This is a genomic window from Delftia sp. S65 (assembly GCF_016516495.1).
In the GTDB taxonomy this organism is placed as follows: domain Bacteria; phylum Pseudomonadota; class Gammaproteobacteria; order Burkholderiales; family Burkholderiaceae_C; genus Comamonas; species Comamonas acidovorans.
In genome coordinates, this window is record NZ_JACVUR010000015.1 from 94437 (window position 1) to 109976 (window position 15540).

10 protein-coding genes are annotated in these 15540 nt (G+C 62.2%); 2 read left to right on the forward strand and 8 right to left on the reverse strand.

Translation table 11 applies throughout. The features are described 5' to 3' along the window. Positions 1 to 297: 297 nt before the first annotated feature. Positions 298 to 4122: a methyltransferase domain-containing protein gene (locus IAE24_RS14880; RefSeq protein ID WP_199961763.1), complete on the forward strand. Its 3825-nt coding sequence runs from the start codon at positions 298 to 300 to the stop codon at positions 4120 to 4122. Positions 4123 to 4258: 136 nt separating this feature from the next. Continuing rightward, on the forward strand, positions 4259 to 6817 hold the full coding sequence (locus IAE24_RS14885) for a DUF7657 domain-containing protein (protein WP_199961762.1): 2559 nt from the start codon (positions 4259 to 4261) through the stop codon (positions 6815 to 6817). 26 nt (positions 6818 to 6843) lie between these two features. Here the strand turns inward: IAE24_RS14885 and IAE24_RS14890 are convergent, their stop codons facing one another. The 8 genes from IAE24_RS14890 to IAE24_RS14925 all read right to left on the reverse strand — a co-directional run. Beyond that, entirely contained in the window at positions 6844 to 7704 is an 861-nt protein-coding gene (locus tag IAE24_RS14890) for a class I SAM-dependent methyltransferase (RefSeq protein ID WP_199961761.1), read from the reverse strand. Positions 7705 to 7744: 40 nt separating this feature from the next. Further along, positions 7745 to 8641 carry a class I SAM-dependent methyltransferase gene (locus tag IAE24_RS14895; protein WP_199961760.1) on the reverse strand — a complete coding sequence of 299 codons (897 nt, stop codon included), beginning with the start codon at positions 8639 to 8641 and terminating at the stop codon, positions 7745 to 7747. 54 nt (positions 8642 to 8695) lie between these two features. Next, positions 8696 to 9985 (reverse strand): ABC transporter ATP-binding protein, encoded by a 1290-nt coding sequence (locus tag IAE24_RS14900; protein WP_199961759.1) that lies wholly within the window; start codon positions 9983 to 9985, stop codon positions 8696 to 8698. Further along, entirely contained in the window at positions 9982 to 10782 is an 801-nt protein-coding gene (locus IAE24_RS14905) for an ABC transporter permease (RefSeq protein ID WP_199961758.1), read from the reverse strand. The genes IAE24_RS14900 and IAE24_RS14905 overlap by 4 nt, the downstream gene beginning before the upstream one ends. Before the next feature lie 158 nt (positions 10783 to 10940). Beyond that, the gene (locus IAE24_RS14910) at positions 10941 to 11795 is read right to left on the reverse strand and encodes a peptidylprolyl isomerase (RefSeq protein WP_233626329.1); all 855 of its coding nucleotides are present in this window, start codon (positions 11793 to 11795) and stop codon (positions 10941 to 10943) included. Between the two features lie 179 nt (positions 11796 to 11974). Next, entirely contained in the window at positions 11975 to 13657 is a 1683-nt protein-coding gene (locus IAE24_RS14915; RefSeq protein WP_199961756.1) for a cell surface protein, read from the reverse strand. 231 nt (positions 13658 to 13888) lie between these two features. After that, on the reverse strand, positions 13889 to 14326 hold the full coding sequence (locus IAE24_RS14920; RefSeq protein WP_233630770.1) for a hypothetical protein: 438 nt from the start codon (positions 14324 to 14326) through the stop codon (positions 13889 to 13891). 25 nt (positions 14327 to 14351) lie between these two features. Then, a partial coding sequence (locus IAE24_RS14925; protein ID WP_325100533.1) for a secretin N-terminal domain-containing protein occupies positions 14352 to 15540 on the reverse strand: 1189 nt, incomplete at its 5' end.

Genomic DNA, 15540 nt, shown 5'->3' on the forward strand with positions numbered 1-15540 from the left:
GAAAAAACGGCGGCTCCGAGTATTCAGCGGAAGGCGCCCGGAAGGCGTCAGCGGGTATGCCGTGATGCAAGGAAATGCAACAGCCGCACAAAATGTCATTAACCCGCCATGCCATGCAATCACTGCGGTGGCCGGGATTATGATGCGCGACAATCTGCCGCCCGGACTTCCGGGATTTTTTGCGCCTGGCGTGGGCGTGCTCCGCCGCTCTCTGCGGACCGGCCACGGTCGACTGGCGCAGATGAATATGACGGGCGATCGATCCCTGCCCGGACCGCGCCTGGCACCTCATTTCCTATGACCACACCCATTCCCGATCCCCACGTCTACCTGCGCACCGTCGATCTGAACGAGCGCACGTCGCTGTCCGTGCTGGCCGGCCATGTCCGGGCCCAGGCGCACATACTGGATCTGGGCTGCGGCAGCGGCGCGCTGGGCGCCTTCCTCGCCGAGCACAAGCAATGCGTCTGCGACGGCGTCACCCTGAGCCAGGAAGAGGCCCGCCATGCCGCGCCCTTCTACCGCCATGTCCATGTGGCCGACCTGGAGGACTGCGACCTGGACCAGCTCTTCGGCGACGCGCGCTATGACTACATCGTCTGCGCCGACGTGCTCGAGCACCTGCGCCAGCCCGAGCGCATCCTGGCTGCCTGCCGCAAGCGGCTGACACCCGAAGGCCGTCTGCTGATCTCCGTGCCCAATGCAGGCTACAGCGGCCTGGTGGCAGAACTGCTGCACGGCGAATTCCGCTACCGCGAAGAAGGCCTGCTGGACCGCACCCACCTGCGCTTTTTCACGCGGCGCTCGCTGTCGCGCTTTCTGGCCGAGCAAGGCTGGCAGGTGGACGACATCGACACCATCGAGCGGGCGCTACCCGAATCCGAATTCCGCGTCGCCTACGACAGCCTGCCCCCTGCCGTTGCCCGCCACCTGCTGGCCACGCCCGATGCACTGGCCTACCAGTTCATCGCCAGTGCAGCGCCTGCCGTCCAGGCGCTGCCCATCGAGCCGCCGCTGAACTACCCACAGGGGCATGCGCTGTTCACGGCCCAGCTCTACATGGCGCTCGCTGGCCGCTATGAGGAAGAGAGCAAGCTCTCCACCACCGGCATCATTGGCCAGGCACGTCAGACATTGCGCTTTGCACTGCCCGACCACAACACTTCGCTGAGCCATCTGCGCCTGGACCTTGCCGACCGGCCGGGCTTCGTGCACCTGTACCGGCTGGCCTTGCTGGATGGGCAAGGCGCCGTCGTCTGGCAATGGCGTCCCGAGGATTCGGATGCCGCCTTGCTGGGGCAACGCCCTCACCATCAGCTGGTGTGGAACGGGCCCCATCCGGCAGGCGCATTCGCGCTGATGCTGCTGCTGACCGGCGATGACCCCTGGTTCGAACTTCCCATTCCAGCAGAAACCCTGGCCCCCCTGCGTGGCGCCTCGCTGGAGATCGAGATGGGATGGCCCATGTCGGCCGACTATCTGGCGCTTGCCGGGGCCGTGCAGCCGCTTGAGCGGCAGATCGCGCAGGAACGCAGCAGGGCCAATGATCTGCAGGATCAACTGCACACCCAGAACTTGGTGCATGAACAGCAACATGCGGAAACCATTAGCCGGCTGACCGATGAGCTTCAAGGGCTGAATGTTGAGATTCAGCACAAGAGTGACTCCATCAAGGGCCTTTCGCATCGCAATGCTCTGCTAGAAGAGAGCCACGCGACGCAAAGCAAGGAGCGCGCCATCTGGCAGCAGGAGGCCACTCGCGTGCAGCGGGACTTCGCACGGCTGGAACAGCACCTGCGCGACATAGAGAACTCCACCGTCTTCCGGGCCACGCGCCCCCTCGTCCACGCCAAGATGCGCATTGACCGCCTGCTGGGCCGCACGCCCGTGCCTGCCCCCGTCCTCCATACACCCGTACCCCAGCCGATGCCCCAGCAGCCCGTCGATGTGATCGTGCCCGTGTACCGCGGCCTGGACGACACGCGCAACTGCATCGAATCCGTTCTGGCCAGCCCCTGCCGCACGCACTGGCAACTGGTGGTCATCAACGATGCCAGCCCGGAGCCCGAAGTCACGGCCTGGCTGCGCGAGAAGGCGGCACAGGAGCCCCGCATCACCCTGCTGGAGAACGAGGAAAACCTCGGCTTCGTCGGTACCGTCAACCGGGGCATGGCGCTGAACACCGCCCATGACGTGCTGCTGCTCAACAGCGACACCGTGGTCGCCAATGACTGGCTGGACCGCATCCGCCAGGCCGCCTACGGCGATGTACGCATCGCCTCCGTCACGCCGTTTTCCAATAACGCCACCATCTGCAGCTACCCGCGCTTTTGCGAAGGCAACGACCTGCCGCCCAGCATGGACACGGCCGCCATCGACGCACTGTGCGCGCGCACCAATCCCGGCCAGGTGGTGGACGTGCCGACCGGCGTGGGCTTTTGCATGTACATCCGCCGCGACAGCCTGAACGCCGTCGGCCTGTTCGACACCGAGCATTTCGGCAAGGGCTATGGCGAAGAAAACGACTTCTGCCAGCGTGCCGCAGCCGCTGGCTGGCGCAACCTGCATCTGCTGGACACCTTTGTGCTGCACACAGGCGGCGTGAGCTTCGGAGAAAGCAAGAGCCCGCGTGAACGTGCCGCCATGGAAACCCTGCGCAGGCTGCATCCGCGCTACGAAGCCGATGTCATGGCCTTCGTCCAGGCCGACCCTGCGCGCACGGCACGCCTGGCGCTGGATGTGGCACGCCTGCAGGCCGAGGCAGCGCAGCAGCCCGTGGTGCTGGCCGTGCTCCACGATCGGGCGGGCGGCACCGTGCGCCATGTCCGCGAACTGGCGCAGTTCCTGCAAGGCAAGGCACTGTTCCTCATGCTGTCCCCGGCCGCAGGTGGAGTCGTGGTCCTGCGCCGTGCCGAAGAGAAGGAAGCCTTCGAGCTCGCCTTCCGCATCAACGACCAGATGGAGGAGCTGGTGCAGGCCCTGCGCCAACTGGGCGTGGTGCACGTGCACTACCAGCATCTGCTGGGCCACAGCGAAGCCATCCTGGACCTTCCCGCCCGTCTGGGAGCTGCCCACGACTTCACGGCCCATGATTTCTATACCTACTGCAAGAACATCTCGCTGACCGGCATAGACAACCGCTACGTCGAGCCGCCCCGTGCGGGCGAGTGCGGCTGCTGCGAACCCACGGACACAGCCCCCTACGCCGGCACCGTGGCCCAGTGGCGCCACCGCAATGCGCTGCTGCTGAACAACGCTCGCCATGTGCTGGCCCCCAGCCAGGACACGGCCAACCGGATTGCCGGTTTCGTGCCCGGTGCACGCGTCCAGGCGGTTGCCCACACCGACCTGCCGGCACAGCTGCCGGCCCCGGTGGCACACCCGCTGGCCGCCACGGCCCCGCTCAAGATCGTCGTACTGGGAGCCATGAGCGCCATCAAGGGCGCCGACGTACTGGAAGCCGTGGCGATCGAAGCCGCCAAGCGGGGAGCTCCTGTGGAATTCCATCTGCTCGGCTATGGCTACCGCAGCCTGCAGACCCAGCCGCGCGCACGCCTGACCGTGCACGGCGGCTACAAGGAAGAAGAACTGCCTGCTCTGCTGCAGTGGTTGCAGCCCGACCTGGCCTGGTTCCCCGCCCAATGGCCGGAGACCTACAGCTACACGCTCAGCGCCTGCCTGGCCGCCGGACTGCCCATCGTCGCGCCCGACATAGGGGCCTTCCCCGAAAGGCTGGCAGGCCGCGACTGGTCCTGGGTCATGCCCTGGGACGCCAGCGCCGCCCAATGGCTGGACTTCTTCGCCAAGGTGCGTCTGGAGCAATTCATCCCCCAGCAGGCCCCGGATATTCGGCCCGCGGGCGGCACTGCCCAGGCGCTGCCTGGGCAGGACTTCTATTCGCACAGCTACCTGCAAGGCCTGCAGCCCTCGGAACAAGCCCTGCTCCAGCCTCTTCCCCCTGCCTTCCTGTCCACCCACCGGGTGCAGCACAAGGCACATGTGGCAAGCTCCCTGGCGCTTTCGACCCTCGTGAGGCTGCGTTCAATGCCCCTCTTGCGCGGCTTGGCAAGGCACATCCCCGCGCATTGGCAACGGCGCGTTAAAAACTGGCTGCAGGCCTGAGCCTGACCGGGACAAGCGACACCTAGGTGGAGCTTGCCCTGGGCTACGACCCAATCCACCGATCCAGCCTTGGACTTTGCCAGTTGCCGTGAGGCAAGGTCCAGATCGCTCACAGATTGACAACGCTGCTCCGGCCATGTATCCCATACGCCAGTCACTCTACAGGACCGTTCATCAGATAGCAGCATTGCTGAGTGCCATGGTGCTCTGCTGCTTTTCGTGGCCGGCGGCCGCGGCCGATGCTTTGCTCCACGATCAGGGGGTACTGGAAGAGATCCATTTCGACGCAGCCAAACAGCAATTGGTCGCCAAGGGCTGGAGTGGGTCAGCGCGCAGCCAGGCCTTTCCCACCCAGGCCTCGATCTTCCTGGACGAGCGTCTGGTCTACCAAGGCCGGCTCAACGCATTGTCCTATCCCAGACCGGACGTCGTGGCGGCCACAGGCAACCCGGGCTGGGCCAACTCAGGATTCCACATCCGCGCCCCACTCGACCTGGACATGGCATCCGGCACCTACGCCGTCCGCATGAAAATCATGACCACGGATGGGCAGCACTTTGATCTGTCGGTTCTGGACAAGGCCCGGCAGATCACGCTGCACCAGCCCGCCCGGGCAAGCTCGCCATCCAGAGCAGGCGCATTTGCGGCCTTCGCGCTGCCCGCGCTGGTCTTGCTGCTGTCCATGTCTGCCTGGCAATCCAGGCTACGCATTGATGCAAGGGTCTTTGGCTCAGCGACCGCAGCGGCCTTCATCATTCTGGTGGCAGGCGGATGGACCGGCTCCTCCGTCTCCCTGCTATTTCAGAATGACGAACTTGTCATACATGATGAGAAATCCTGGATTGGCTCCCCCCAGATCATTCGCAGCGACGAATGGCAGGTCATCACCGCCATGGCCATCAGCCAATACCAGGCCGCCGCTCCCGGGTTCCTGCTGAAGCGCTTCGAGAACACCAGCACGATTTTCTCCAGCGCCGGCCACAACATGAACACCGTGGGCATGAGCGGTGTACCTGTCTCCAATCTTTCTGCGCTCGCCAGACCAGCCACCTGGGGCTTTTTTGCCCTCGACTTGCAAAGGGCGCTGGCGTGGTACTGGTGGTTCCCTTGCTTTGCCGGATTCGCGGCCTGCCTGTGGGTCCTGGTACGCATCGCACAGCTGCGCTGGCAGCCTGCAGCCGTTCTGGCACTCAGCCTGAGTGCGTCACCCATGTCCTTGGGATGGTCGGGTTGGCCTGTTTACATCCTGTTTTTCGCACTGCTCGCCTTCGGCATGTTCCTGACCGCCTGGACGAAGCAGTCCATCCGGCAGGTACTGCCCCGAGCCCTGGTGGCAGGCTGGGCGCTGGCCGGCTTTGCACTCACCCTGTATCCGGCCTGGCTTGTGGTAGTGGCCAGCTTGCTGGGGCCGCTGGCCATTGCCTGGCTGTACATGCGCCGCAAGGACTGGCGCTGGAACAGGCATCAGGCATTCCTCGCGGCGGTCATGGCGCTTGTGACGGCCATCCTGCTCTACGCATGGTGGCTTCATGCTGCAGACGCCGTATCGTCGATTGCCGCCACCGTCTACCCGGGCAAGCGCATGGAGGCAGGGGGATATATGGACCCCTGGTACCTGGCTCGGGGACTTTTCGGCCCGGACCAGATGTTCCACATCACCGACATGCTGGTCCCCAGCGATGCCGCCTCCTACATCTTCCTGGCCATTCCGCTAGCATTGCTGTTTGCCTGGCAGCAAGCGCAAGGCATGCGGCAGCGCACGCCACTGCCATTGGATCTCATGGGAGTCATCTGCCTGGCCTTCATCTGCTGGACGCTGTACTTTTCATACCATGGCGTGCCTCTCTGGCTGGCTAGGGCGACACAATGGGCCAAGGTCCCGGTCTACCGCACGGATATCGGCCTGCTGCTGGCACAGACCTGGCTGCTGGCCACCGTGCTCGGCAAGCAATGGCCTGCCCAGCCCGGGATCCCGGAGTCCAGCCAGCCGCTGACGGCAAGGCCGTGGCAGTTGCCGACACTGGCGGCACTGGGTGCCGCAGCCTGCGCCTGGTTGGCAGCCTTCACCTATTCCACGCTGCCTGTGGCAATCTCTGAGACTATCAGTCCCGGCGTAGCCGTCATCACGACCGCTGCCTTCGCCATCCTGGCCCTGCTGCTGGCAAACCGGCAATTCGTTGCAGCGATGGCCATCTACATGGTCTGGATGCTGGGCACGGCTCTGTCCTTCAACCCGCTGCTCCAGGCGCCTGCGCATGTGGAGCCTGGACAGGTCTTGAGACAGCTGGACATCGATGCCACCTCAGGCCATACCCGCTGGGTCGTGCTGGACGATCATCGCCAGGCCATGGCGCTGGCGGCATCCGGTCTCAGGATCAGCTCCGGCATCTTCTACCACCCGCCTCTGGCTTTCTGGGAGAAGCTGGACCCCGGAAAGAAATACTTCGGCACCTACAACCGCTATCAGCACCTGACCATAGAAGGCGCCGAACTGCAAGGCATGGATTTCGAGCCCGTCCTCCATAGCCTGGACCATGTGCTGCTGCGTGTGGATACACGCAGCTTCGACTTCTCGAAGATTGCTGCCACCCACATCGCAGCACCGCAACGACATGAGCAGGGCCTGAATCAGAATCCGCACCTGCGGCACCTGAAGTCCGAGGGCAGCTGGAGCTTCTATCGCACGATAGATTGATGGACGGGCCTGAGGCCCGATCCCGGCTATGGTTTGCCCAGCAGCAGCAGGATCTCGTTGTTGCGCAACCAATCTTCGGGATAGCGTCCCTGCAATGCCTCGGGAATGGGCATGTCCACATGGCGCCGCTCCTCACGCAACACCTCGAAACCGGCCTGCCGGGCGATATCGATCAGTTCATCAGCAGTGAGCCGGTTCAGCGCCTGGTATTCCTTGAACACGAAGCGCTTGTAGCCATCCGCACCGAAGTCCGCAAAGCCAAAATCCACCTCGGCGGCATCAAGAGGGCCCTCATGCTTTTCGATGGTGTTCCACAACTCCTCTTCCGAGGCCATCAAATGGTGCCAGGGCAAATCATCATAGCGACGCAGATGCGAGCCCCAGGGAGAGTGGAACAGGGGCTCTATCTGCAGGAAGAAGACGCCACCCGGCCGCAGACAGGCATGCAGGTCCGCCAGGATGGGAAGCACCTTGTCTCGCTGCACATGCTCGAAGGTGGACCAGCTCAGCAAGCCATCGTAGCCTGCATGCCTGCCCGCCAACGGCGAGTTTGGCACTATGGTCTCGAAGCTCAGCGCGGCGGGAATGCGCGACATGCCCAATTGCTCTCGTGCAATCCGGGGCAGCTTGGCATACTCCTGTCGAATATCTATGCCGTGGATGGATGTCGCGCCGTGGCGCAATACCAAAGCCAGGTCGGTGATGCCGTCGCCACAGCCGAAATTCAGCAATCTGGCCTGGGACAGATTCAGCGACCGTCCCAGCCAGTCATGGGCCAGATCAGCCGCATAGTTGAAATGCGCACGAAACCATTCATCCGTGATCTTGTCGGCATTCCACGGGGAAATGCCTAACAGTCGCTCCTGCAAACGCAGCATCCAACTCATGCGATCGTCCTCTTTGTTCTTTCTTTAGCCCAGATAACGTTTACAACCGCTGCAGTACATAGGCATCCTGGTGATTCCAGAAATGCACAAGCGAGCGATGGCGCAGCGCATCACTGCCCCAGGTCTCGGCAATGCGGTCAAGCACAAAGCGCTCAGAGGTAAAAGCTGTTCCGTATTCATTGGCGTCGATGGCGCTCGACTCGCTGGATGGCGCGAAGAAAAAACCATCATCATCGAGCTTCACGCTATCGAAGTCCGCCGCCTTCACACCATGCGTGCTGAACACCAGCAAACCGCCTGGTGCCACCGCATCGCGCAATACCTTCAGCCAGCGTGTCCAGGTCGAGCGCGGCAGATGGCTGAACAGCGACAGCACGAACACCAGCTCGTACTGCTGGGGCCAGCGTACCTGCTCCGGCACGCTGGCCGACGCAAAGCCCTTCACGCCGAATGTCTGCTGCGAGAAATCCACGGCATCGGCCACGATGTCCGAGACCGTGACGCGTTCAGCCCCCAGAGCCTTGACCAAGTGCCGCGTGAAGCGGCCATGGCCGCTGGCGAACTCCAGCATGCTGGCCGTGCGCAACAGCGGCTTGTCCACGGCCTCCAGCAGCAGCATGAGTTCCGACAGCGTGCGCCAGCCGTCGGCGAAGTAGTCGCGCAGCGGATTCACGCTGGACGGATGACCTCGGAAGAAGCCAAAAATATCGTCCTTCGGGGAAATTCTGCAGTCCAGTCCCATGATGTTGGAGAACGAGCCCACAAGCCCATGGGCTTCTATAAGTGCATGCGCCTGCAGCAGGCTGTCGTCGTTTTCGCGTGCACGGACCAGCACCTGCGCAGCACCTGCGCGATCGCCACGCTCCAGGAGATGCAAAGCCTCCTGCAGCAATCGCTGCCCTTCACCGAGGGGATTCGAAGAATTGTCGGATGTCATGGGGTGTGGATTATGGAGCCAACGACAGGCAGCCGTGTATCCCGCCGTACGGGCTCAGCTCCAGTGGTGGGGCAACCGCACCAAACCCGGCAAGGGCTTGGGAAAGATGAAGCGCAGGTGCAGGAACTGGAACCACTCGTCATAGACGGCCAGCCCTGTCTCATCGAACAGGAAAGCGCTGATCACGTAGTCGCCGCTGTGGAGCGGCAGCTCCGGGAACGTCAGCACGGTCTGCCAGGTTCCATCGGGCAACTGGCGAGGGACCGCTCCATCCTCATGCGTGGCGAGGGAGGTGATACCCACGCCCTTGGACTGCTCGATCATGAAGCCGATATGGGGCCGCTCGCTCCCCCGTCCGCGCGCGGTGATCGTCACGACCAAATCCTGGCTTTGCAAAAGGCCCGGTTGGTCACCCACAGGCTCGGCCAGATCCTTCACATCCACGGAAATAATGCAGGCCGAGCCGCTGTCCACAGCCGCCACAGGCCCTGCCGGCACATCGGTGGCAGGCGCAGCCTGAGCCGACTGCGCTGTCTCGCCCTCGGCTGCGCAGTCCCCGCCGCCGGCCAGGGCCTGCTGCTCGCGCTCCTGGCGCTCTCGCGTATGCAGGTCATAGGCCGCCAACACCTGCTCGGTATCGCCGAACTGCGCCACCTGCCCCCCACGCAGCCACAGCGCGGCATCACATAGATGGCGGATGTGGTAGGGACTGTGCGAGCAGAACAAAATCGTGCAGCCGCTGTTGCGGAACGCCATGATGCGCTCTATGCACTTCTTCTGAAAATGCTGGTCGCCCACAGCCAGTGCCTCATCGATGATCAGTACATCAGGCTGCACGGCTGTCACCAGCGCAAACGCCAGGCGCACGGTCATCCCTGAGGAATAGGTTTTGACCGGGCGCTCCATTGCTTCGCCCAGTTCGGCAAAGGCCGCGATCTCGGGCTCGAGTTCACGCATGCGCTCAGGGCTGATGCCGATCAGGCTGCCGCCGAAATACAGGTTGTCCCGTCCACTGAAATCGGGATGGAATCCCGCACCCAGCTCCAGAATGGCCGTCACCCGGCCCACGCGTTCTATCTGTCCGCAACTGGGTTGCAAGGTCCCCGCCAACAGCTTGAGCAGCGAACTCTTGCCAGCACCGTTGTCGCCGATCACGCCAATGCACTGGCCTCGGTGCAGTTCGAAAGAGACATCGCGCAGCGCCCAGTGGCTGCGGTGCGTGGCCGCACCCGTCAGCAGCGCCTTGAAGCGCGCGCGTGGCGACGGATACAGCTTGTACTCCTTACCCAGGCCCTGCACACGCAGGACCAGGTCGCCGGGCAGCTCCACATGCTTGGCATTCATAGCCAGTCCACCAGTTGATCGCGGCTGCGCCGCACCAGACCATTGAGCAGCACGGCCAGCACCAGCACCCAGGCCCCGATCGCTACCCATACTGCGGCTTGGGGCCACAGCCCCTGCAGCAGCACATTCTGGTAGCCCAGCACCAGCGCGGTCATGGGATTGGCCCAGAGCACCCAACGCCAGCGCTCGGGAAACAAGGCCAGCGGAAACAGAATGGGCGACAGATAAATGCCCACCGACAGCAGAAAGGTCACCAACTGGCCCACATCGCGCAGCGCCGCCGTCAGGATGGCCAGCACGTAGGCCAGCAGGGCGCACAGCAGCAACTGGCCCAACAGCAGCGGCGCCAAGGCGAGCAGCGACGTGCTCAATCCATGCTGCGGCAGATAGGCCAAGGCCACCAGCAGCAGCAGCGGGCCAAAGATCACGCTGCTGGCCAGCACGGCCCGCAGGGGAAAGAGCACCGGTGGCAGCGGATTCTTCTGCAGGATGCCGCCGGCCTCCACCAGGCTGTTCATGCCCCGTGCTGTGGCATCGCAGAATGCCATCCAGGGCAAAGCTCCCACCACGAGGAAGGCACCCACGGCATGCGTGGGCGCGTTGTCGCCCAGGCGCATCGAAAACACCACATCGAACACGAGGTAGTAGGCCGCCACCGTGAGCAGCGGCTGCAGATAGGGCCAGAGCACGCCCGCGGCCGTACCGGCATGGCGTGCGGCCACCTCGCGCCGGGTCATGACCCACAGCAGGCTGCGGGCACGCCACAGCGCCGCAAATTCATCGGCTAAAAAGCGCATCGGTCCCTGCGATTCTTGAAGATAGGAAGAAAGACTCGGGCAGTACAAAGGCCCCGTCCGCAAGCATATGCGGCACGGGGCCCGTCAATTCAGCAAGCAACAGACAGGCCAAGCCGGCACATGAAGCCGGTCAAAGCAAACTGTCAAGTGTACCCAACTCAGGGCTTGGCTGTTGCTGCTGCGGCGCCGGCAGCGGCCTTGGCAGCATCAAGCTGCTTCTGGAAACCGGCCGCATAGGCATCGACTGCGGCCTGATCCAGCTTGGCATCCTTCTGAATGCGCTGCACCATATCCTGGCGGGCATCACGCAGGGCGGAACTACGGACCTCGCGCACCAGGGCAGCGCGCACTTCCTCAAAAGGCTTGGTGCCGGCAGCACGCCGCTCTTCCAACTGGATGATGTGAAAGCCGAACTGGGTGGCCACCACATCGCTGATGTCACCCTTGTTCTTGAGGTCGAAAGCGGCATTCTCGAACGCAGGCACCATCTTGCCCTTGCCAAAGAAGCCCAGATCACCCCCCTTGCTGGCGTTGCTCTTGTCTGCGGACTCCTGCTCTGCCAGCTTGGCGAAATCGGCGCCATCGCGCAGTTGCTTGAGCAGTTGCTCGGCCTTGGCCTTGGCTGCGTCATCCTGGCCGGACACCAGGATATGGCGTGCGCGAACTTCCTCTTGCGTCTTGAAACGCTCGGGATGGGCGGCATAAAGATTGCGGGCAAGGCGCTCGGCATCCTGCTCCGAAGGCGCATGCTTGAGGTCAAAGTCCGCCAGCATTGCATCGGACAGCACCTTGTCGCGCATGATCTGGATTGCGGCCTTCACTTCCGGCCGGTCGCCCAGGCCTGACTTGAGGGCCTGCTCCGCCATGACGCGCCGCACATGCAGATTGCCGGCAATCTGCCCCACGGACTGGGGCTTGGAATAGACCTCGGCACGCATGTGCTCGGGCACGCGCAGTACGGCGTCGGCCTTGAGGTCATCGGTCGTAACGGCAACACCCTCTCCTTGGATCAAGGGGGTAGCATGAGCCGGCAGAAGCAACTGGCTTGTCAGCACAACCAGGGACGCAAGGGTCAGATGGCGAAATCGGCGAATGGAGTTACTCATGGTCACACAACATCAACAATAAAAAAAGGCGGGAGTTACCTCCCGCCTTTTTGAGATCACTTAGGCGTGATTAAGTTTCCCGCGAATTAAGGAACGTTGCGCGTGAAACGGTGGGGCCAAGTGATACCGTAGGTACCAACGGTGCCGGCAGCAGCTTGGGGGTTCGTCAGCTTGATGAACGAGCTACCCAGGATAGGCAGGCCAGCAGTGCCGTTGGCCGTGGAGACCACAGCCCAGCCGTTTTCGTACGGGCCTTCATCCACGTTCTGACGGGCAACCGCAGCGCCCAGCACCGAGGTGTTAGCGTCCTTGAAGGTCAGCACGCTGACTTCGCCGCAGAAACGGACGACAGCAGCTTCACCGGGGGTGCTAGGCGAGAACACGGGCTCTTCAGCACCAGGTTCCGGAGTGTTTTCCTCACGGTCCCAGAACTGCTGGCCATCAGCCTTCACGCAGATGTTGCCGGCGGTGTCCACCGAAGTGTTGGCACCGTGGAACCAGTTGGTAGCGCCAGGCACAGCGGGAGAAACGATTTGCTTGGCGAACACGCGGTAAGCGTTAGCGTTCGTGGCAGCTTCGTAGTTGGCAGCAACTTGGTAGCGACGTGTGGGCATGGAGAACACCCAGTCAGTCTTGGCCGACACCACGGTGTCCATAGCGTACTGGTTGGTCACCGACGTCACGGCGATGGCCGAAGTCAGGTTGTCAGCCTGCACAGCAGGAACCACAGGGGTAGACGTGCCAGCGCTCACCGTGTAAGGGGTGGACATGTCGGGCAGGTCATAGTTGCGAGCAACAACCGTAGCCGTAGAGGGCTTAGGCGAGTAAGTGCTCGCAGTCGCATCATAGATGAAACCAGCAGCCAGCAGCGGATCGGACGTGTAGTTAGCAATGTTACCGGTGGCAATGACCGAGTTCGCTTGAGGGAAGTGCACGAAGTTGCCGCGGCCATTCACGCCAGCAGGGGTCTTGGCAGCAACAGCGGTGGCAGCACCAGTGAACGTGGTGGTTTGGGCCACGTTCATGATGTACCAGTCACCCATCAGGCCACCGGTAGGCGTATCAAAGCCAGCGGCACGAGCTTCTTGCTCCACCGTGTTGGTGCTGCCTGCGGGCACAACCGAGAAGTCACGCACAGCGATGCCGTTCAGGAGCTTGCGTGCATCCGAGCCGTCCACGGCGCAAGGAGCATTGCCCTTGACGTGCTTGATGGCGTTGTACAGGTCCTTGGTCCCGCTGGCAGTCGCCGGGATGTCAGCCATGTTGAAGATTTCCAGATAGCCTTCGCGGGTCTGGTTGGCCTTCTCACCGGTGCTGAGCCTGCTGTTCAGGCGCTGGGTGTTGAAAGGCGTAGCTGCGCCCTTGGCGATGGCGGGGGCCGTGCAGGTGCCGTCGTTGGTCACCAGTTGGGCCACGCCACTGGCGCCTTCGGACACGGCGCCGGTCCACACGTCGCCAGGCGACAGGAACAGCTGGAAGTCCAGAATATCGTCGGAGTTGCTAGCGCCGCGGAAACGCACCTTCACGGCCTTGCCGTTCTTGGTGTCGGTGTTGACCACGTGGAACACGGTCGTGTTGCCAGCTTGAGCATTGAAGTAAGGCACCAGCAGCATGTGACCCATGTTGGAGGGGTCGACTTGCAGTTCGGTAGCGTCGGTAGCCGTCAGGTTAGCACCGGTACCAGGGATCACGGCAGCCGAAGCGGCGCCAGCGAAGCCCAGGCCACCAACCATGGCGGCAATGCTCAGGGCCAGAACATTTTTCTTCATAAAACTATCTCCAGTAAAGAAAAGAAAGGGGCGTTGTTCATCTAAAGCCGCCACCACGAAAGATCGCCGAGGAATCGTAGCACAGCTTATTCGTCCACCTGCATCGCTTTCCAAGGGACTGCCAAGCATTTTTGAAAAAAAACAACACCCTGCCTGATTCTGATGCAGGGCGCCGAGTGTACACCTGGACACAGCAGAGGGGAACTTGGCCTGGCGCAAGGAATCACGGCCTCACTGCGGCATCAGCCACCACTGACCTTCGTCCTTGATCCAGATCTCCTTGACGATCAGGGGAACAGGGGTGTCCTTCATCAGCGGGACATAGGTCACAAAGTTCTTGCGAACGTCACAACGGTCTGGCTGACACTCGAGCGTCACCACCTCGCCACCCTGGAGCACAGGCACGGCCCCATAGGACAGGCGATACTTCTCGCGATCATTGATGGCCCGGTAGCCCGGCGAGGTCAGGGCATAGGCCTTGTCCACATCGCCCGACAGGCGGGCCTTCCAGTAGTCGGCAGAACGCTGGGTCACGGCCGCCTCGGGAGCCTGCGCATCCCCCATGCTGGCGCAACCTGCAAGCACCCCAGCAGCGAACAAAACCGCACAAACGCCATGAAATCTTACATTTATTGATTGTTTCATCTTACTTTTTTCCGTTGGTTGCATCTCAAGGCCTTGAAACGTCCAGGCCTCAAGGCTGGGTTGACTGACGCGCGGGAACGTCTGCAAGTTCCCCCGAAGGTGCAGGCGCTGACGACGAAGGAGACTTCAACAATGGAGTGAGCGCCTGCATATAGTCGCGCAATCCTTCCGTGACCTCGCGCACGTCCACATCGGTGCGCACCACGCGGGGCGTGATGATGACGATCAGTTCGGTACGTGCGCCAGAGTTGTTAGTGGAACCAAATAGATTTCCGATCACTGGCATGTCGTACAGGTAAGGAATACCGGCTCGTCCAGAACTGGAGTTCTCCTGGATCAACCCCCCCATGACAATGGACTCACCCGACCGCACAGCCAAGCGACTTGCTATTTGACGTTGCAAGAATGAGCGCTGGCCAGTGACCTTGTCCTCTGCTCCCACGTCTGTCACCGACTGATTGACCGTCATGGTGACAAGATTTCCAGCATTGACCGATGGTGTGACCTGAAGGTTGACACCCGTATCTTTGAAAGCATAGTTGCTGATGGGAGTACCCGATGTTCCTACGACCGTAGTACCTGACTGGTAGGGCTGCTGTGTACCCACGGAAATCGCGGCTTGGTGATTGTCAAGCACCATCAGAGTGGGGCTGGCAACCACTTTGACCTGGGTCTTACCTGCCAAGGCTGTGAGAACAGCCTTAATATTTCCCAGGGAATTCTTGAGGGTGTAGTTGAAACCCTGCCCCAGGAGAACGCTGCCAAGCCCACTATCCGTCATTGACGAAGCGCCAGGCCCAGCATTAGTTCCCCCTGCTTCAAGCACCCCCCCGTTGCCCGAGTATCCCTTGTTGCCCACATCGCCACTAAAAGCCCATTGAAGGCCATACCGCAGCGTATCGTTGAGTGTGACCTCTACTATGCTCGCTTCGATCAACACCTGTGTGGGCGGCAAATCCAGCTTCTTCAGCGCAGCTTCAATGCGCTCGAACTCGGCAGGCGTACCCCAGACCAAGACCGAATTGTTGAGTTCATCGGCCATGACGCGGATACCGCCCACATTGGCCACCGTGGAACCCGTGCCCTGCGCCTGCCCCGTGGTTCCGGTCTGGCCAAAGCCCGTGCCGCCCACTCGAAGGCCGGTGCCCGCATTACTGCCGAAGCCGCTGTTACCGAAGCCACTATTGCCGAACCCGCTGTTACCGAACCCGCTGTTACCGAACCCGCTGTTACCGAAC

Excerpts from the sequence above, each read along its gene's own strand:
- IAE24_RS14880 (WP_199961763.1), top strand. The coding sequence starts at position 298 with ATGACCACACCCATTCCCGATCCCCACGTCTACCTGCGCACCGTCGAT.
- IAE24_RS14885 (WP_199961762.1), top strand. The coding sequence starts at position 4,259 with ATGTATCCCATACGCCAGTCACTCTACAGGACCGTTCATCAGATAGCA.
- IAE24_RS14890 (WP_199961761.1), bottom strand. The coding sequence starts at position 7,704 with ATGAGTTGGATGCTGCGTTTGCAGGAGCGACTGTTAGGCATTTCCCCG.
- IAE24_RS14895 (WP_199961760.1), bottom strand. The coding sequence starts at position 8,641 with ATGACATCCGACAATTCTTCGAATCCCCTCGGTGAAGGGCAGCGATTG.
- IAE24_RS14900 (WP_199961759.1), bottom strand. The coding sequence starts at position 9,985 with ATGAATGCCAAGCATGTGGAGCTGCCCGGCGACCTGGTCCTGCGTGTG.
- IAE24_RS14905 (WP_199961758.1), bottom strand. The coding sequence starts at position 10,782 with ATGCGCTTTTTAGCCGATGAATTTGCGGCGCTGTGGCGTGCCCGCAGC.
- IAE24_RS14915 (WP_199961756.1), bottom strand. The coding sequence starts at position 13,657 with ATGAAGAAAAATGTTCTGGCCCTGAGCATTGCCGCCATGGTTGGTGGC.
- IAE24_RS14920 (WP_233630770.1), bottom strand. The coding sequence starts at position 14,326 with ATGCAACCAACGGAAAAAAGTAAGATGAAACAATCAATAAATGTAAGA.